The sequence below is a fragment of the Rhodococcus spelaei genome (assembly GCF_006704125.1).
In the GTDB taxonomy this organism is placed as follows: Bacteria; Actinomycetota; Actinomycetes; order Mycobacteriales; family Mycobacteriaceae; genus Rhodococcus_G; species Rhodococcus_G spelaei.
This window is the reverse complement of sequence record NZ_VIGH01000001.1, coordinates 817,377-835,929: the sequence shown is the minus strand read 5'-3', so window position 1 is coordinate 835,929 and position 18,553 is coordinate 817,377. Positions and strand designations below refer to the sequence as shown.

Genomic DNA, 18,553 nt, shown 5'->3' with positions numbered 1-18,553 from the left:
CTATCCCCCGTTAGGGTAGGCAAACTAGCCCGCTGGTTCACTCCCCCTTGAGGAACGCCAGCACCGCCGAGTTCACCGCATCCGGGCGCTCGAGGTACCCGTAGTGACCGCAGTCGGGCAACTCGACGTACTGGGCACCCGGAATCGCCTTGGCCACCTCGGCCGCGAGATGCGCGGGCACCAGCCGGTCGTCGGCGAAGCCGACCGCCAGACACGGCACGGTGATCCTGCCGTACGCCGAGAGCCGGTCCCCGAAGTCGTCCAGGTTCTGCTGCGCCCGGATACCGGGCGAGGTCTCGGACTTCGAGAACGCGAAGATGTCGAGCCAGTCCTGCGCGGCCATCTGGTCGACCATCGAGGTGGGCGACAGGTTCAGCACCGCCGTGATCGCCGCGCGGTAGCTGCTCGGCAACGTGATGCCCTTGCGGTCGAGTTCACGCTCGCCCTCCGAGAGCGCCTTCTGCAATGCGTCACGCCTGCCGTGCGCCGCGAGGAATACCGCCTTGCGGACGAGTTCCGGTCGGGTCAGTGCCAATTCCTGCGCGATCCGGGCACCGAGCGAGGTGCCGACCACGTAGGCCGGACCGCCGCCGAGGTGCTCGATGAGCGCCGCGGTGTCTGCGACCATGTCTTCGATCACGATGCCGCCCGCGCACTCGTCGGTGGGGGCGATGCCGCGATTGTCGAAGGTGCAGACCCGGTAGCCGGCGTCGAGCAGTGCGGGCACCTGGTGCAGGTCCCAGACCCGCCCGGGGCTACCCGTCCCCATGATCAGCACAACCAGGTCACCTGAGCCCTTGACCTGGTAATTCAGCTGAATCCCATTGATCGTGGCGAGCGGCATCGACGAACCTTTCTGGCGAGGAACCGGGTACGGCCCACTACCCGAAAGATATGGTTAGCCTAAGCTAGCCCGCGTCGATCCCATCGACGGCACACAGACGCGCTCGTCCCAGGAGGAAACCCTTGAGAGTCGCCACGCTCGGATACCAGACCTGGGGTCACCGTACCCTGCAGTCCCTTCTCGGCTCCAAGCACGAGGTGGTGCTCGCCGTGACGCATCCCAAGAGCGACCACGCCTACGAGCGGATGTGGGCCGACTCGGTTGCCGATCTCGCCGCCGAACACGCCGTCCCCGTGCACATCGCGAACAAGCCCGACGAGGCGTTCAAAGCCGCGCTCGCCGAGGCCGATCCGGACATCATCGTGGCCAACAACTGGCGGACCTGGCTGCCCAAGGACGTCTTCGACCGTCCGCGCTACGGCACCCTCAACATCCACGACTCGCTGCTGCCGAAGTACACCGGCTTCTCGCCGCTGATCTGGGCGCTGATCAACGGCGAGACCGAAGTCGGCCTCACCGCGCACCTGATGGACGAAGAGCTCGACGCGGGCGCGATCGTGCTGCAGCGGTCGACGCCGGTGGGCCCGAAGGACACCGTCACCGACCTGTTCCACCGCACCGTCGACATGATCGGCCCGATCGCCGTCGACGCCCTCGACCTCATCGAGTCCGGGCGCACCGACTGGACCCCACAGGACCGCTCGCAGGCCACCTTCTTCCACAAGCGCGCCCCCGAGGACAGCCGCATCGACTGGACCTGGCCGGCCGAGGTCATCGAGCGTCTGGTGCGTGCCCAGTCCGACCCGTACCCCAACGCGTTCACCACCTTCAAGGGGCAGCGCCTCCGCGTCCTCGAGTCGTCGGTGTCGCAGGGTTGCTACGGCGGCACCCCCGGCCGGGTGTTCATCCACGAGGGTGACGGCATGGTCATCGTCGCGGGGCCCGACGCCTGGAGCGGTCGCAACCGGGGCCTCTCCATCGAGCGGATCCGACTCGACGACGGCACGGAGATGACCGGCAAGGAGTTCTTCCCGCACGGCGGCGGCTACCTCGGCACCTGATGCCGTCACGGGCCTTTCTGGTCGCGCGTCCAGAAAGGCCCCACGGTCGACCGGGCGGCCTGTAATCTCGCACGAGTTTGCGTCGGGCGCGTGCCTCCCGACCCGGGATTCGAGGAGAACGACGATGTCAGCACGCAGGTACTCCCGGCCGACGGGGCTCGTCCTCGCGGGCGTGATCGCGCTGGCTCCGGCCGTTGCGACCCCCGCACTGGCCTCCGCGGGTTCGAGCGACCTGAATTCCGGTTCGAGCCAGTTCGGTTCGTCCGGACAGGCGGCGCCGCTGCCCGAGTTGCCCGCACCCTCCCCGAACGCGGTCCGACTCGACGCCGCGAGGAACTTCCGCGACATCGGCGGCTACAGCACCGCCGACGGCAAGAAGGTCCGCACCGGAGTCGTCTACCGCTCCAACAAGATCAACTCCCTCACCGACTTGGATCTGGCGAAGCTGACCGCCGCGAACGTCACCCTCGACGTGGACCTGCGCAACGCCTCCGAGCGCCAGGAGGCGCCGGACCGGATTCCGTCCGGCGTGCGCTACCAGGTGGCCGACGTGGTGGGCATCGACAGCGGAGTCTGGTTCCACGAGTTCGTGCCGCTCACCCTCGGCCGGGCGATGATCGACGCCGCGGTCAGCGGATCCTCGAACATCGGGCAGTCGATCGGCTACCCGTTCATGGTCAGCTACCACGGCTCGGATGTCGCCTTCGGTGACCTGCTGAAGGCGATCGCGCACAACGACAGTGGCGCGACGATGTACCACTGCAGCTCCGGCAAGGACCGGACCGGCTGGAGCACCGCCGTGCTGCTGACCCTGCTCGGCGTCCCCCGCGACATGGTCAACGCCGACTTCATGGCCTCGAACACCTACCTCGGCCGTCCCGCCGCCGTCGAATTGTCGTGGCTCAATGCGGCATTCGACGAGATGAACCGGATCTACGGCAGCTTCGACAAGTACGTACGCGACGGCCTCGGACTCGACCAGACCACCGTCGACACGCTGCGGGCCAAGCTGCTGGTGTAGCCAGCCATGTTCGAGCTGATGTTCCACCACGACCTTCTCGACGGCGCCGGAGCAAACCTGCGCGCGACCACCGTGCCACTGTTCGAGTCGCTCGTAGCTCTGGTTGAGCAAGCCAGCGATCGGAGCGACGACTCTCGGATGCAGGCGCCGGCGATCCAGACCGGGCGCCACGGAATCGCGGTCCTTTCCTCGAACCGTGCGCTCGAGCTCGTCGGGAGCCGACGCGACATCCCCGTCCTCGTGGAGCGAGCAGTCTCGGCTCACCTGTAGCGCCTGCCTACCAAGGAGATTCGCTCAACATCCCTCGCGGCTGTGAAGGGCCAGGATTCCTACACGGGACAGCATCACACTGCCCCCGTTCGGCGGGTTCCTGCTTCAACGCCGATCGCCCCGGCAAGCCGAAGTCTGCCATTTGCTCAACAGGCGTTTTACGACTCGGCCAGCTATGCCTCGTCGGGGGCGGAGCCGGAAACAACACTGTTGCCGTCCACAATCGAAAGGTACGACTCGCGGATTCGGTACCACTCGCCGAATCGGTACGGAATCAGCGTTTCGTACGTATTCGGCGTGTCGTACCTTTTCGGCGGCGACTGCATTGATGGTTGTTGGGCTCGTCGGCCTTGAACCCGGCAATGACACCGCCCTCATGTCGGTCCCCACTCCTACGATTCCGACATGAGGTCAACGACGGCGACGTTCGGGCAGGTACGCACTGAACTGCGGGATCTTGTTTCGCGGGTGGCCTACGGGGGTGACCGGATCATGATCACGCGTAACGGATTGCCGGCAGCGGCCCTGGTCTCGTTGGAGGATCTCCGGCGGCTGGAAGAAGTCTCGGTCAGCCCTTGACCGCATAGCCCATGTAGGAGATCGCGGTGCTCCTCGTCCGCCCGAAGTCGAGTCGCCGGCTCGCCTCTCCCCAGGACAGGCGACCGCGTGACGCCCGCGCCATGTCGAGCACCCGCAGCGGATTCTTCGATCGCGGTCCGAGCCCGACGACCTCGCCGGTCCGCAGCCCGCGCCGGTCGAGAGCATCGACCAACTCGGCGGGCCTGATGCACATCGACCAGTCGTGCACGGCGGTGTCGAACAGGCGGGTCAGCCGCCACTCCTGCATGATCTTGATGGCCACGAGCCTGCTGACGCGGGTCCGATTGATGGTGTCGAACAGGTACAGCCCGCCGGGTTTCAACGCGCGGGCGGTCTCACGCATGACCGCGTCGAGATCGGACACGTGCTCGAGCACGTCGCAGCAGTACACGACGTCGTACTCGGAGTCCGCCACCGGCAGCCGCTCACCGGCCCCGACCCGGTAGTCGATGTCGAGATCGCCTGTCGCGGCGTGCCTGCGGGCGGCGGCGACCGACACCACCGACGGGTCGACTCCGACAACCCGAAACCCGATTCCGGCGAACTCCTCTGCCAGGAAGCCACCCCCGGAGCCGATGTCGAGCGCGCGCAGACCCGTGTAGTCGCGCCCCAACCGGTTCGCCAGGACTTCCCGGAAGTAGGCGAAGCGCCCCGGGGTCAGGCTCCCGTGCAGCATGTTGAGCGGGTTGTCCTCGTCCCACCAGGTCGCGCCGACGCGGTCGTACACGTCGTTGTCGATGGGCATCGTCGATCACCTGCGCATGCTCGGGAGACCTGCTCGCTCGGCCACCATCGCACGTTTGGCGACATCACGCCATCCCCCGGACCGTCGCGTCACCGGACGCCGCGGATCAGCGCCCCTCCCACGCCGCCCACAACTGTGCGTACCGACCGTGCGCGGCAACGAGTTCCGCGTGGGTTCCGACCTCGACGACCTCGCCGTGCTCGAGCACCAGCACCCGGTCGGCGGACGCCGCCTGGGTCAGCCGGTGCGCCACCACCAGCGCGGTGCGTCCGCGGGTCGCGGCGTCCGCGGCGACCTCCAGGTCGCGGGCACCGGCACTGCCCGCCTCCGCTGTCGCCTCGTCCAGTACGACCACCGGCGGATCGGCGAGCACCAGGCGCGCCAGCGCCAACTGCTGGGCCTGTGCCGCCGTGAGCGGGTGGCCACCCTCCCCCACCACCGTGTCGAGGCCGGCGTCCAGCGCACGCACCCAGTCCAGCGCGCCGACCGTCGCCAGTGCCGCCTCCACCGCCGGGACGGCCGCCGACGGCCACGCCAGGCGCAGGTCCTCGATCAGCGGCCCGGCGAACACGTGCACCTCCTGGCTGACGATCACCACCTGCTCGCGCAGACCGTCCCCGAAGGCGGCGAGCGGCACACCGCCGATCGTGACGACGCCCGCGGTCGGGACGATCGAACCCGCCGCGACGGCCGCCACGGTGGTCTTGCCCGCACCGGTCGAGCCGACCAGCGCCACTCGTTCACCGGGCGCCACGCGAACGTCGATGCCGCGCAGCACCTCCCGGTCGCCGTCGTAGCTGTGCCGCACGCCGGACAGTCGCAGCTCCGCGTTCGCGGGCACCGCGCCGGATGCCGGGGTCCGCGTCGACGGGATGTTCACCACGCCGACCAGTCGCGCCAGACTCGCACCGGCGGACTGGATCTCGCCGAAGGTGTACATCAGCATGCCGATCGGGTTGAACAGTCGGTGGAAGAGCAGCGCCGCGGCGGTCGTCTCACCGACGGTCACCAGGTCCCCCTTCACCAACACGAACCCGACCACCAGGATCGCCGACAGTCCGACGAACTCCGCCCGGTTGCCCCGGCCCGCGAATCGGGTGAACAGGGTGAACACCCCGGTCGCGATGTCGCGGACACGGCCGGAGGCCTGGTCGATCTCGGCCAGATGCTGATCCTCGAGCCCGTAGGCCCGGACCGTGCGAGCCCCGGTCATGCTGGCGATCAGCGACTGGGAACGTTCCCCCATCGCTACGCGCTCAGCCGCGAACATCGGACCCGACCGGGGCAGGTACCAGTGCAGGGCGAGCGCGTACATCGGCAGCGCGACCGCCCCGGCCAGTCCGAGCCGCCAGTCGATGCCGAGCATCGCGACCATGCTGAGCGCGACCAGCAGCACGGCGGAGACCAGGTTCGGCACCACCTCGGCCACCGCCTTGCCGATCACGGACACGTCGTCGCCGACACGGGAGAGCAAGTCGCCCTTGCCGACTCGCTCGACGGTCGAGACGGGCAGGGCCAGGGCCCGTTCCACCGTCCGCTCCCGCAACCGCGCGAGCATGCTCTCGCCGAGCCTGCTGATCAGCACCGAGGCCCAGCCCGCGAACGCGCCGCCCACGATCGCGGCGACGGCGATCACCGCGACCACACTGACGATCGCGGAAGGGGGCTCGTGTGCGCGCACCTGGTCCACCAGAATGCCGAAAACGTAGATCGGCACCAGCGACACCGCGGCACCGACCAGGCCCACCCCGACCGTCAACGCCGTCAGCCCCGGCGAGCGCCCGAACTCGGATCGCAGCCACGCCCAGCTCTCGCGGGCCGACGCGATCGGCAGGCGGACAACGGGATTCGCGGGAGCGCTCATCGCAGCACGACCTTCCGGTAGTTCTCGTCGGCCGCGGCGAGCTCGCCGTGCGTCCCCTGGCCCGCCACCCTGCCGTCCTCGAGCACCAGCACCCGGTCGGCGACGGACAGCAAGGCCGGACTGCTGGTGATCAGGACGGTGGTGTGTGCCCGAGGCTCGTCGGCGCCGTGCCGCAGTCGCGAGATGCCCTCCGCGATGGCGTGTTCGGTCACCGCATCGACGGCCGTGGTCGGGTCGTGCAACACCAGCACCGGCGCCTGCGCGAGCAGCGCGCGGGCCAGTGCGACCCGCTGCCGCTGCCCGCCGGACAGGCTGGCGCCGCGGTCGGTGACCGCCAGGTCGAGCCCGTGCGGGTGGGCGCCGACGACGTCCGCGGCGGCGGACGCTTCGAGCACCCGGCGCACGGCCTCCGGTTCGGCGTCGGGCCTGCCGGCGGCCACGTTCGAGCCGACGGTGCCGGCGAACAGGTCGGTGTGGTGCGGCTCGACCAGCAGGGCCCGGCGGGCCGCCGCGAGGTCGAGTTCGGCCAGGCCCGCGCCGCCGACGGTGACCGTCCCGCGGTAGTCCTCGGGCGGAACGTGCCCGGACAGCAACTGCGCCAGCGCCTCCGCGTCCTGCGGACCGTGTGCGAGCACACCGAGCAGTTCGCCTGGCTCCGCACGCAGGGACAGCCCGCGCAGCGAGCGGTAGCTGACGTCGACGAGTTCGAGGTCGGCGGTGGCGGGCAGTGGGTGCGAGCCCGCGGGCACCAGCGGCTCGGCGTCGAGCACCAGTGCGAGCCGGTCCGCGGAGGCGCGGGCGTTGGCGACGAACCCGGGTACCCGCGCGAGCATGCCGAGCGGTTCGATGACGAACTGCGAGAGTCCCACCACGGTGATCAGCTCGCCGACGGTGATCCGGCCGTCCAGCGCGAGGGCACCGGCGAAGCCGGCCACGCCGACCGCCAGCAGTGCACTGACCGTCACCGACACACCGAGGAAGGCGCCGGTGGTCCGGGCGGCTCGCAGGGTGGCGTCGAGGGCGCGTCCGCTCACCTCCCGATAGCGGCGGGCGGCCTCGCGCTCGGCGCCGAGCCCGCGTAGCGGGCGCAGCCCGGCGACCAGATCCGTCGCCATCCCGGACGCCCGGGCGGTCGCCTCCTGCTGCGCGGTGGCCCGGCGGGTGATCAGCGGGGCCACCAGTTGCATCAGACCGAGGATCACCGGGGTGCCCAGCAGGACCGCCAGGCCCAGCGGAACGTCGATCAGCAGCAGGGTGACCGCCGAGGCCACCACGCCCGTCAGCGCAGCGATGATCCGGGGCAGCACGTCGAGGATCCACGCCTCCCGCTCCGCGTCGGAGGTGGCGACCGTGAGCAGTTCGCCCGAACGGAGGTCGGTCCGGACACCGCGCGGATGCAGGATCCGGCCGGCCACCTCCACCCGCAGCAGGTGCGCCTCGCTCTGCATGGCGGCCACGATCAGCCGCGCACCGGTCCGCCACGCGGCAGTGAGCACCAGGAACAGTGCGCCCAGGCCCGCCACCGACCACAGCAGGGCGTCCGTCGCCCCGGTGGTGATCGCGCGGCCGACGATCACCCCGATGGCGATCGGCACCGCGGTCTCGGCGAGCTGGTGCACGACCAGCAGCGCAGTGCCGGCAGCGAGCTTGCCGCGGTGTCTGCCGAGCGTGCGGCGCAGGATTTCGCCGCCGCCGTTGCGGGTGGGTGTGCGCACCGTCCGACCCCCTCGTCTCTCGTTAAGTTAGCGAACCCTAACTGACGGGGAAGTAGCGCAGAACAGCCCGGTTCTCCTAGAGTCGCTGACACGAACGACCAGCTGCACATTTCGCAGCTCGCCTGGGAGGAACCAGCACCATGGCCACCGACACCACCACCGAGAACGACATCGCGGACGAGGAGCTCGAACCGGTCGCGGACGAGACCGCGCGCCAAGCACAACGCGTCGTCGCCGCGTATGCGGAAGACGCGGACGAATGCCGGATGCTGCTGTCTATGCTGGGCATTGGCCCCTCGGCCAAGATCGACTAGCTCGCCGCTTCCGTCAGCCCCGACAGCTCCGGGCTGACGGCTCCCGCGGCCACCCGACCTGAAGGAAGACAGTGGGCTCAGCCGCCTCGGAATTCGTCGTCGTCGCAAATCGGCTGCCCGTCGACCTGGAGAAACTCCCTGACGGCACCACGCGATGGAAGCGAAGCCCGGGTGGCCTGGTCACCGCACTCGAGCCAATCCTTCGCGGCAAGAGCGGTGCCTGGGTCGGCTGGCCCGGGGTGCCCGACACCGACCTGGGCCCCATCGTCGAGGACGGCATCGAGCTCCATCCGGTCCGGCTCAGCGCCCAGGAGGTCGCGGACTACTACGAGGGCTTCTCCAACGCCACCCTGTGGCCCCTCTACCACGACGTCATCGTCAAACCCGTCTACGACCGCACCTGGTGGAACGCCTACGTCAAGGTGAACCGGCGCTTCGCCGAGGCCACCTCGGAGGCGGCGGCCGAGGGCGCCACCGTCTGGATCCAGGACTACCAGCTGCAGCTGGTGCCGAAGATGCTGCGCATGCTGCGACCCGACCTGACGATCGGGTTCTTCCTGCACATCCCGTTCCCGCCGGTCGAGCTGTTCATGCAGATGCCGTGGCGGACCGAGATCGTCGAGGGCCTGCTCGGCGCCGACCTGATCGGATTCCACCTGCCCGGTGGCGCACAGAACTTCCTGTACCTCGCGCGGCGCCTCGCCGGGCAGCCGACCTCACGCGGCAATGTCGGTGTCCGGTCCAAGCTGGGCGTGGTCCAGGTCGGCTTCCGCAACGTGCGGGTAGGCGCCTTCCCGATCTCGATCGACTCCGGCAAGCTCGACGAGCTCTCGCGCACCAAGGCGATCCGCGACCGCGCCAAGCAGATCCGCAAGGAGCTCGGCAACCCGCGCAAGATCATGCTCGGGGTGGACCGGCTGGACTACACCAAGGGTATCGACGTGCGGCTCAACGCCATTCGCGAGCTGCTCGAGGAAGGCCGGATGGACCCGGCCGACAACGTGATGGTCCAGCTCGCCACACCCAGTCGCGAGCGGGTCGAGAGCTACATCCAGATGCGCGGCGACATCGAGCAGCAGGTCGGCCGGATCAACGGCGAGTTCGGTCAGGTGGGGCGTCCGGTGGTGCACTACCTCCACCGTCCGATCCCCAGGGAGGAACTGGTCGCATTCTTCGTCGCGTCCGACGTCATGTTGGTGACCCCGTTGCGCGACGGCATGAACCTGGTCGCCAAGGAGTACGTGGCGTGCCGCAGCGACCTCGGCGGCGCCCTGCTGCTGTCCGAGTTCACCGGTGCCGCAGCGGAACTACGTCAGGCCTACCTGACCAACCCACACGACCTGGACGACGTCAAGGACGCCATGGTCGAGGCGCTCGAGCAGGAAAAGGAGGACGGCCGACGCCGGATGCGCGGCCTGCGCCGCCAGGTCCTCGCGCACGACGTGGACCGCTGGGCCAAGTCGTTCCTGTCCGCACTGGCCCGCGACTCGGTCGCCGGCGCGGCACTGCTCGGCGACGAACTCAAGGCCTGAGGCACGCAGAAGGGCGCATCCCCCGAGGGAAGGCGCCCTTCTGCATGGGCCGTTACACCGCCGCGGGTGACATGGAGTCGGGTGATCGGCTCGAGGTTCTTTCGGGCGAACAGCGATTGATGTTCCCAAGTTCCATGGCGACCTCGTCATGGGGCCGCCCGCACCGACGGACATCGGACGAGGCTAACCGTCGTTCGCGCTCAGCTGCCTCAACCATTGGTCAACCACCTGTGCGGTCGTATGCGCCTCAGTGCTGCACAGTGCGACATGTTCCGTGTCCACGGTCTGGACAGTCTGTTCGGTTGACCAGCTTTCGATGGGCCACTCGTTGAGGTTGTGCGTTGGTGACGGTTTCGTGCATTTGATGACGAGCGCCTTGCATTCGACAGGCTGGTACTCGAGTTGCAGCAACAGATCGAGCCAGCACGCTAGAGCTGTCAACCGTTCGGTGGTGAAGCCGGCAAGGTCGGGGATCATTGCTTCCGTATCGACCACGGCGTCTCTCGCGGTTCCCATTTGGCGCTCGTTTGCCTCTCGAGCGATGAAGGAATCGAAGATGATCAATCCCTGCAGCTGGGCATTGCCCTGCTCCAGCAATCGAGCTGCAGCGGCGTGGGCGAGATTCCCTCCTCCCGACATGCCGGCCAGGACAAATTCGTCGTTCCCAACGGTGTCGAGGACGGTCTTGGTAATACTTTCGATGGCGGCGTCGAGCGACGCAGGTAAGGGCTCACCCGGCTCATATCCCGAGAGTGGGATGACCGAGAGACGGCGATGACCTCCCAAATGAGCGGCGAGCAGAATGTACTGGATATATCCGCCGAGGAATGCCGGGGTGCTGATCAATACAACGTGAGGCAGGGTATCTCCGCCAGTATTATGGGGCGTGCCACCACTGAGTCCGATGCCCCTCGGTATTCCTGCCCGATAGTGGTCGAACGCCGGGCGGAGTTTCGCAGCCGCAAGAAGGAACTCCAGGCCGTCGGCGAACTTGTCGTCTGCGACCGCCTGTCTGAACATGCGGACAATAGATGGGTCAGCGGATTTGGAGCTCACTGCAGGAGAATGCTCGACGGACTCGGCGACCACGGTGGCCCGGTCGGGGGTGTGTCCGATCCCGTTGCGCCGAGGTGCAAACAGGATGTCTCCGCGTATGGCGAGTTGAGGTTCGGCGCTGGCGACTGCGATTACGGTCATGTTCCGTACGGCCATGAGTCCGAACAAGTCCCCGAGGCCATTGTCGGAGGAGTCGGTGTCGACAAGAATGATCCGCCCCGGGTTCTCGTTTTGAGCCGACTTCACAAGCTCCCGTATCGCCGATCCTGCCGGGTGCACAACTTCGTCAGCCGATACCGAAATCGCGCCACGCGTGAGCACGAGGAAAGTACTGGAATCGAAGCGTCGTTGTCCGGACCAGGACCGCAAAGCGGCTGACACCTTCCGCGTCATGGTGTCCGTATCCGTTGGGAGCGCGCCGGATTCGCTTCTGCGACAGTCCAGAACTATGACCTGGGCTGTGTCGGTGTCGGGCCCGTTCAGTGCTTCTTCCCAGTCGCAGGGTGCGACCTCAGGCAATGATGTGGGAGCGGGAATCGTGGACCACTCGATGATGTGATGGTTATTCATGGATTCGTCTGATGTCTCGACAAGCTGGCCTTGTTCTGCGGTCATTGCTCAAAGCTCCCATGCAGTCGCCGATTTCGGCGGAATCGAGGTATTGGGATGATGAGATCCGCGCCCGTGTCGAGACCCGAATGCGGACAATTGCTACTTCGTGCTGGATTGCGGCTGCAGCCCCCCGGTGGTGTAGAACATGTTCTTTCGGCCGCCAAGGATGGACCTGCCGATGCTTCGCCGGCGGACGCAATGAACCGCGCCACCAGCACTTTTTGTTGTATCACGTCGTCGCCGGCATGTCATGGGAACTGGTGGCGTCCGGTCCCTTGACTAGAACGCGTTCTTGCGTGATGCTGATGCGGACTCTGTGAGTCGGTCCAATGGGGGTGGGGTAGATGACCTGGCGGCGCTCAATGCCGAGCAATGGCAATCGATTTTCCGCAGACGTCGGTGGCGCCTGGAGGCGTGCCCAGATGACGGCGCGGCCGGCACACCGATGCCGTTGAGCTCGAGCCGATCGCGCTGAGGTTCAGCTGCATCAGATGACGTTTCGGTCGCTATGATCGCCGAACTCGAGAGGATTCGTCGCCTCGTCAATTTCGGCCCTATCGGCATATCTCCAGTCGACGCAGATGATGAAGTCGCCGCCTTGTGAACGACGAGTTCGGTATGCCTGAGTCTTTGTCTGGATTGGGTTCTTGCTCTTTGGAATAGAGGTTCCGAAATGGTCGATCAGCAGAAGCTGCAACATCTCCTACGACGTGTCACAGCCGAGCTCCAGGAGAGCAGGGCCAAGCTGCGAGAGCTGACGCAGCAGGCCTCGGAGCCGGTGGCGATCGTGGGCATGGGGTGCCGCTTTCCGGGAGGCGTGGAATCGCCGGATGACCTGTGGCGCCTGGTTGCCGAGGGTCGTGATGCGGTGTCGGTGTGGCCCTCTGATCGTGGGTGGGATCAGTCGGGTTCGTTCTCCCCGGAGCCAGGTGCTGCGGGTAAGTCGTACACGAACAAGGGCGGATTCCTTTACGACGCAGCCGAGTTCGACGCCGGGTTCTTCGGGATCAGTCCGCGCGAGGCGATTGCGATGGATCCTCAGCAGAGGGTGCTGCTGGAGACGGCATGGGAGGCGTTGGAGCGGGCGGGCATCAAGCCGGATTCATTGCGAGGCAGTGACACTGGCGTGTTCGTCGGCGTCCTCGGACAGACTTATGGCGGGATACCCGGAGTCGGGGCTGATCATGGACTGGAGGGGTATCGATTGACCGGCTCTTCGCCCAGTGTGGTGTCGGGTCGGGTGTCATATGTGCTGGGGCTGGAAGGCCCTGCTGTGTCGGTGGACACGGCGTGTTCGTCTGGTCTTGTGGCGTTGCATCAGGCTGCGGCGGCGTTGCGGTCGCGGGAGTGTTCGCTGGCGCTGGCCGGTGGTGTGACGGTGATGGCGACCCCGGGATCGTTTGTGGAGTTTTCGCGGCAGCGGGGGTTGGCGCCAGATGGTCGGTGTAAGCCGTTCGCCGATGCTGCCGACGGGACCGCGTTCGGTGAGGGCTCGGGTGTGCTGGTGCTGGAGCGGTTGTCCGATGCGCAACGCAACGGGCATCAGGTGCTGGCGGTAGTGCGGGGTAGTGCGGTCAATCAGGATGGTGCGTCTAATGGTTTGACCGCGCCGAACGGGCCTTCGCAGCAGCGGGTGATTCGGCGGGCGCTGGCCAATGCCGGGGTGTCTGCGGCCGAGGTCGATGTGGTGGAGGCGCACGGCACCGGCACCACGTTGGGTGATCCGATCGAGGCCCAGGCGTTACTGGCCACCTACGGGCAGGACCGGCCGGAGGATCGGCCGGTATGGCTGGGTTCGGTCAAATCCAACATCGGGCACACCCAGGCGGCTGCCGGCGTGGCCGGGGTGATCAAGATGGTGCAGGCCCTGCGCCACGGGGTGCTGCCCGAGACGCTGCACGTGGATGAGCCGTCCACGCATGTGGATTGGACGTTGGGGCGTGCGGGGTTGTTGACTGCGGCGCGGGATTGGCCAGTTGTCGATCGGCCGCGCCGTGCTGCGGTGTCGGCGTTCGGTATCAGCGGTACCAATGCCCACGTGGTCCTCGAACAGGCACCGGAATCGGTGACCGACGCCGTGACCGACGCCGGCGCCGATGCTGGTGGGGACGAGTCGGTGGCGTGGGTGGTGTCGGGCCGGACGCCGGATGCGTTGGCGGGGCAGATGCGGCGTCTGCGGGATTTCGTGGCCGGTGACCCGTTGATGAACGTGCAGGACGTGGCGCGGTCGTTGGGGTCTCACCGATCGCGGTTCGACCACCGTGCGGTGGTGGTAGGTGCGGATCGCGACCAGTTGCTTGCGGGGCTGACTGCGCTGGTGGAGCAGACTCCGAGGCCTGGCGTGGTGACCGGCGCGGCTGCAGTGCCACGCAAAACGGTGCTGGTATTCCCTGGTCAGGGGGCTCAATGGCTGGGCATGGGAAGACAGCTACTGGACCGTTCGCCGGTGTTCGCTCGGAAGATGGCCGAGTGTGATGTCGCGTTCTCGCCGCTGGTGGATTGGTCGTTGTTCGACGTGCTCGCGGGTGCCGAAGGAGCGCCGCCGTTGGAGCGCGTCGACGTGGTTCAACCGGTGCTGTTCGCGGTGATGGTGTCGTTGGCCGAGCTGTGGCACTCGGTTGGTGTTGTTCCGGACGCGGTGGTGGGTCATTCCCAAGGCGAGATCGCCGCGGCGTGTGTGGCGGGGGCCTTGTCCCTCGAGGATGCCGCTCGGGTCGTGGTCCTGCGGTCGGCCGCCTTGACTGCTTTGACTGAGCGGGGCGGGATGGTGTCGGTGTCCTTGCCTGTCGACCAGGTCACCACGCTGCTGGCCGGATACGACGAATTGTCGGTCGCTGCGGTGAACGGCCCGCAGGCAACGGTGGTGTCCGGTGTGGCGGTGCAGCTCGAAGATTTCCTGGAAGCTTGTGCACGCCAAGACATTCAAGCACGCCGAATATCGGTGGACTACGGCTCCCATTCGCCACAGGTGGACGTGCTCCGTGAACCACTCGTGAAGATGCTGGCCGAACTCGCGCCCGGACCGTCACCGGTCGGGTTCTGGTCCAGCGTGACCGGTGGTGTGCTGGACGGCACCGAGTTGGATGCGGACTACTGGTTCCGGAATCTGCGGGAACCGGTGTGTTTCCAGCAAGCGGCTCAGGCTCTGCTGGAGGACGGGTACAACGTCTTCGTCGAGGTCAGTCCGCATCCTCTGCTCACGGTCGGTATCGAGCAACTATGTGACCTTCGACTGGGTGCCGATCCGGTGACCGTAGTGGGTTCGCTGCGACGTGATGAAGGGGGAATGGACGCCTTCCTGCTGTCGGCGGCGCAGTTGGAGGTGTCGGGTGTAGCAGTGGATTGGGCGGCGTTGCTGGGACCCGCGCGTGGGGGCGGAGTGTCATTGCCGACGTATGCGTTTCAGCGGCGCAGGTATTGGTTGGATGGCGGCTCGAGTGGAGGGGATGCGTCGTCGCTGGGGCTGTCGGCGGCCGGTCATCCGTTGCTGGGGGCAGTGGTGGTGTCCCCGGACGGGGACGGTGTCGTACTGACCGGCCGGGTCGGCCTGGCGACCCATCCGTGGCTGGCCGATCGTGCCGTGGGTGGGTTTGTGCTGTTCCCGGGTACCGCTTTCGTGGAACTGGTCTTGCGAGCGGCAGCGGAAGTGGGATGTGCGCTGGTGCAGGAGCTGACTGTGCTGACGCCTCTTGTGCTGCCCGACGAGGTCGGGATGCAGTTGCAGGTAGTGGTGGACGGTGCCGACGAGCTCGGCTGCCGGTCGGTGTCGGTGCATTCCCGTGCCGAGGCCGCCGACGGCATGTGGGTTCTGCACGCACAGGGTGTGCTGGGTATCGAGGGCGTGGCGGAACTGGACGCGGGGTTGGCAGTATGGCCACCCGATGGTGCGGTCGCCGTGCCTGTGAATGGTCTGTATGACCGGTTGGCTGTTGCCGGTGACGAGTGTGGACCGGCTTTCCAGGGGTTGCGATCGGTATGGCGGTGTGGCGCCGAACTATTTGTGGAGGTTGAGCTACCCGAATCGGTAACCGATGTGTCGCGGTTCGGGTTGCATCCGGCCTTGCTCGAGTCGGTGCTGCACGGACAGCTCGTCGATGTCGATCCCGATCCGGGGCTAGTGAAGTTGCCATTCCGCTGGCAGGGGTTGACCTTGCACGCGACCGGAGCGTCACTGCTACGGGCGCGCATCACTCCAGTACCTGGCGACATCGATGCAGTATCGATCCAGGTCGCCGATGCGGTCGGCCGGATGGTGCTCACGGCGCGGTCCGTGACTGTGCAGGAGGTATCTTCCGCACAGCTGGACGCCGTCTCTGTGCAGAACGGTTTGCATGGAGTGCAGTGGACACCCACAGCGGCGCAGGTCATCTCGCCTGTCGATGCCGAGACTGTCGTCGATGGCGAGGTTTTCCGCAGCTGGGTGCAGAACGAGGACGTGACCGTACCTGCGGTAGTCGTGTTCGACCGTGGCGTGATCGGTGCAGGCTCAGACGCGGATGTGCCGAGCCGCGTCCGCGAGGCGACGCATGAGATGTTGCGCGTGTTGCAGGCCTGGTTGGGTGGGTTGCGGTGTGCGGCGAGCACTCTGGTTGTGGTCACTCGTGGTGCGGTCGGCCTGGTTGGGCACGATGTCACCGATCTGGCGGGATCGGCGGTCTGGGGTCTGGTGCGTTCGGCTCAGTCGGAGGCTCCGAGCCGAATCGTCCTGGTCGACACCGACACTGACGAGCTGACCGCCGAAGGGCTGGCGGCGGTGATCGTTTCGGGCGAGCCCCAGGTCGTGATCCGTGCCGGTGTCGTGCATGTAGCCCGATTGACCCGGCTACCCGTTCCGGCCGCGCCGGGTTCGGGCGCGGGTGGCGTGGTGTCGGCTGGGACGGTGCTGGTAACCGGCGGTACGGGTGGTTTGGGTGCGGCGTTGGCGCGGCATCTGGTGACAAACCATGGGGTGCGGTCGCTTGTGTTGGCGAGTCGTCGTGGTGCGGTTGCGCCGGGAGCGGCGCTGTTGATGACGGAGCTGGGCGGGCTGGGCGCTCGGGTACGGATTGTGGCCTGTGATGTCGCGACTCGCGATGGGGTGGCCGAGTTGTTGGCGGCGGTGCCTGAGCAGTCCCCGTTGACGGGTGTGGTGCATGCGGCCGGCGTGCTCGACGACGGTGTGATCACGTCACTGACCCCGGACCGGATGGACGCGGTGCTGGCAGCAAAGGCTGATGCCGCCTGGTATCTGCACGAGGCTACGAGCCGTTTTGATTTGGCGATGTTCGTGCTCTACTCGTCGGCGGCGGGTGTGTTGGGCAATGCAGGGCAGGGCAACTACGCAGCCGCGAACGTGTTCCTGGATGGGTTGGCCGAGCATCGGCGTGCGGGTGGGCTGGCCGCGACTTCGATCGCGTGGGGGTTTTGGGCTTCCAATACCGGGATGACCGGGCATCTCGCTGGTACGGACACCGCTCGGTTGGGTCGTGTTGGGCTGTCACCTATCTCGACTGAGCAAGGTCTGGCAATGTTCGACACTGCGATCGTTGCTGACCGTGCCGCAGTGGTTGCGGCACCGCTGGATCAGGTGGCGCTGGATACGCAGATCACTGCGGGGACATTGATCCCGCTGCTGCGGGGATTGGTATCGAGTGCACGACGTCGTTCGATGCCGGAACTGTCGCGGAAGCGTGAGGCGGTTCTGCGAGAGCGGATTTCAGTGCTGGCGGATGCCGAGCGACTGCCAATGCTGCTGGGCGTGGTGCGAGACCAGATGGCGGTTGTGCTCGGCCATGACGGTCGCGACGCGATCGATCCAGCTCGCAACTTCCGGGAGTTGGGTTTTGATTCGCTCGCCGCGGTCGAGGCCCGTAACCGACTCAACACAATCACGGGACTGCGACTGCCCGCGACCCTGATCTTCGACCATCCCACACCGGCAACCCTCGCCCGACACATTCTGCACGAACTACTCGGATCCCATGGGCAGACCGTGGCAGCGCCGATGCGGCCGTCGGATACGGCTCGCGAATCCCCCGATCTTCCGGCGGCAGAACCTGCCCCTCCCGAAGAGACTTTGGTCGGTGTCATCCGGCAGGCGATCGCGGACAACAGGTTCACACAGGGTTTCGCGCTCTTGCGAGCAGCAGCGAAACTCCGTCCGCGGTTCGACCATTTCACCGGGGGAATGCCGACCGGCATCGAAATCAGTGGCGGTTCGCCCGACGATACTGGACGGGATGTATTGCCGCACTTGGTATTTGTCAATGCCCCGGAGTTCCTCGGCGGATCCATTCAGTACACGCAGCTTGCCGCCCATTTGGGCGGTCACCGCCGGGTCTCGGCTATCCCGCTGTCGGGATACGATCCGGATGAGCCGCTTCCTGCCTCACTCGATGCCGCCATCGGCAGCATTGTCGAGACGGTCCTCGATACGGTGGGCCAGGACGAATTCGTCCTGGCCGGTTATTCGGCAGGGGGAAACATCGCCCACGCGGCGGCGACTCGGCTAGTGGAACAAGGAAGTACCCGACTGCAGGGCCTGGTCATCCTCGACGGCTTCATCGACCGCGAGGCGAATGAATGCCAACTGAACGGCCGCGGGAACCACATGCTCGAGATGGACGCGACGATCCCCGATCTCGCCGGCCTCACCACATCGCGGTTGACCGCATTCGGTTGGTGGTTCGACCTGGTGATGCAGATCGAACACAAGCCTCTTGACTGTGCGACGCTTGTCGTCAAGTTCACGCGATCGTCGCCTTTGCATCAGCGCCTCAACGAGTGGCCGACAGAAGAATGGTCAACCGCGCAGACGGTCCAGACCGTGGATGCCGAGCACGTTGCGCTGTGCGGTGCCGAGGTCCGAGTAGCGGCGCAGCCGATAGACCATTGGCTCACACAGCTGAGCGCCGGCATCCGACCCATTCAGTGAGGGAGA

12 protein-coding genes are annotated in these 18,553 nt (G+C 66.7%); 7 read left to right on the top strand and 5 right to left on the bottom strand.

Features of this window, described 5'->3' with window-relative positions:
• Nucleotides 1-37: 37 nt before the first annotated feature.
• Nucleotides 38-844, bottom strand: coding sequence for an alpha/beta fold hydrolase (locus FK531_RS03815; RefSeq protein WP_142095264.1), 807 nt, complete (start codon nt 842-844; stop codon nt 38-40).
• 122 nt (nt 845-966) lie between these two features.
• Here FK531_RS03815 and FK531_RS03810 point away from each other — a divergent pair, with 122 nt between their 5' ends.
• The 4 genes from FK531_RS03810 to FK531_RS03795 all read left to right on the top strand — a co-directional run bounded on the left by FK531_RS03810 (nt 967) and on the right by FK531_RS03795 (nt 3,775).
• On the top strand, nt 967-1,905 hold the full coding sequence (locus FK531_RS03810) for a methionyl-tRNA formyltransferase (RefSeq protein WP_142095263.1): 939 nt from the start codon (nt 967-969) through the stop codon (nt 1,903-1,905).
• A gap of 124 nt (nt 1,906-2,029) precedes the next feature.
• Nucleotides 2,030-2,926 carry a tyrosine-protein phosphatase gene (locus FK531_RS03805; RefSeq protein ID WP_142095262.1) on the top strand — a complete coding sequence of 299 codons (897 nt, stop codon included), beginning with the start codon at nt 2,030-2,032 and terminating at the stop codon, nt 2,924-2,926.
• A gap of 6 nt (nt 2,927-2,932) precedes the next feature.
• Complete coding sequence (locus tag FK531_RS03800) at nt 2,933-3,196, top strand: hypothetical protein (RefSeq protein WP_142095261.1); 264 nt, start codon at nt 2,933-2,935, stop codon at nt 3,194-3,196.
• A gap of 405 nt (nt 3,197-3,601) precedes the next feature.
• The gene (locus FK531_RS03795) at nt 3,602-3,775 is read left to right on the top strand and encodes a type II toxin-antitoxin system Phd/YefM family antitoxin (RefSeq protein WP_142095260.1); all 174 of its coding nucleotides are present in this window, start codon (nt 3,602-3,604) and stop codon (nt 3,773-3,775) included.
• Here the strand turns inward: FK531_RS03795 and ubiG are convergent.
• From ubiG to FK531_RS03780, 3 genes are all read right to left on the bottom strand, one after another.
• On the bottom strand, nt 3,765-4,541 hold the full coding sequence (gene ubiG, locus FK531_RS03790; protein ID WP_142095259.1) for a bifunctional 2-polyprenyl-6-hydroxyphenol methylase/3-demethylubiquinol 3-O-methyltransferase UbiG: 777 nt from the start codon (nt 4,539-4,541) through the stop codon (nt 3,765-3,767). The genes FK531_RS03795 and ubiG overlap by 11 nt on opposite strands.
• Nucleotides 4,542-4,647: 106 nt before the next feature.
• Nucleotides 4,648-6,405 carry an ABC transporter ATP-binding protein gene (locus FK531_RS03785; RefSeq protein ID WP_142095258.1) on the bottom strand — a complete coding sequence of 586 codons (1,758 nt, stop codon included), beginning with the start codon at nt 6,403-6,405 and terminating at the stop codon, nt 4,648-4,650.
• Nucleotides 6,402-8,120, bottom strand: a complete 1,719-nt coding sequence (locus FK531_RS03780; RefSeq protein ID WP_246097809.1) for an ABC transporter ATP-binding protein — start codon at nt 8,118-8,120, stop codon at nt 6,402-6,404. The genes FK531_RS03785 and FK531_RS03780 overlap by 4 nt, the downstream gene beginning before the upstream one ends.
• A gap of 140 nt (nt 8,121-8,260) precedes the next feature.
• Here FK531_RS03780 and FK531_RS22235 point away from each other — a divergent pair, with 140 nt between their 5' ends.
• Together FK531_RS22235 and FK531_RS03775 are read left to right on the top strand one after the other, a co-directional pair.
• A complete protein-coding gene (locus tag FK531_RS22235; protein ID WP_181762798.1) occupies nt 8,261-8,434 on the top strand; it encodes a hypothetical protein in 174 nt (57 codons plus the stop codon).
• A gap of 71 nt (nt 8,435-8,505) precedes the next feature.
• Nucleotides 8,506-9,966, top strand: a complete 1,461-nt coding sequence (locus tag FK531_RS03775; RefSeq protein ID WP_142095257.1) for an alpha,alpha-trehalose-phosphate synthase (UDP-forming) — start codon at nt 8,506-8,508, stop codon at nt 9,964-9,966.
• Nucleotides 9,967-10,149: 183 nt separating this feature from the next.
• Here the strand turns inward: FK531_RS03775 and FK531_RS03770 are convergent, their stop codons facing one another.
• The gene (locus FK531_RS03770; RefSeq protein ID WP_142095256.1) at nt 10,150-11,637 is read right to left on the bottom strand and encodes a SpnB-like Rossmann fold domain-containing protein; all 1,488 of its coding nucleotides are present in this window, start codon (nt 11,635-11,637) and stop codon (nt 10,150-10,152) included.
• Between the two features lie 670 nt (nt 11,638-12,307).
• On the opposite strand from FK531_RS03770, the gene FK531_RS03765 reads away from it, so the two are divergent.
• Nucleotides 12,308-18,547, top strand: a complete 6,240-nt coding sequence (locus FK531_RS03765) for a type I polyketide synthase (RefSeq protein ID WP_142095255.1) — start codon at nt 12,308-12,310, stop codon at nt 18,545-18,547.
• Nucleotides 18,548-18,553: the final 6 nt, after the last annotated feature.

Coding starts and splice junctions, on each gene's coding strand:
- FK531_RS03815 (WP_142095264.1), bottom strand. CDS start 844: ATGCCGCTCGCCACGATCAATGGGATTCAGCTGAATTACCAGGTCAAG.
- FK531_RS03805 (WP_142095262.1), top strand. CDS start 2,030: ATGTCAGCACGCAGGTACTCCCGGCCGACGGGGCTCGTCCTCGCGGGC.
- FK531_RS03800 (WP_142095261.1), top strand. CDS start 2,933: ATGTTCGAGCTGATGTTCCACCACGACCTTCTCGACGGCGCCGGAGCA.
- FK531_RS03795 (WP_142095260.1), top strand. CDS start 3,602: ATGAGGTCAACGACGGCGACGTTCGGGCAGGTACGCACTGAACTGCGG.
- ubiG (WP_142095259.1), bottom strand. CDS start 4,541: ATGCCCATCGACAACGACGTGTACGACCGCGTCGGCGCGACCTGGTGG.
- FK531_RS03785 (WP_142095258.1), bottom strand. CDS start 6,405: ATGAGCGCTCCCGCGAATCCCGTTGTCCGCCTGCCGATCGCGTCGGCC.
- FK531_RS22235 (WP_181762798.1), top strand. CDS start 8,261: ATGGCCACCGACACCACCACCGAGAACGACATCGCGGACGAGGAGCTC.
- FK531_RS03770 (WP_142095256.1), bottom strand. CDS start 11,637: ATGACCGCAGAACAAGGCCAGCTTGTCGAGACATCAGACGAATCCATG.
- FK531_RS03765 (WP_142095255.1), top strand. CDS start 12,308: ATGGTCGATCAGCAGAAGCTGCAACATCTCCTACGACGTGTCACAGCC.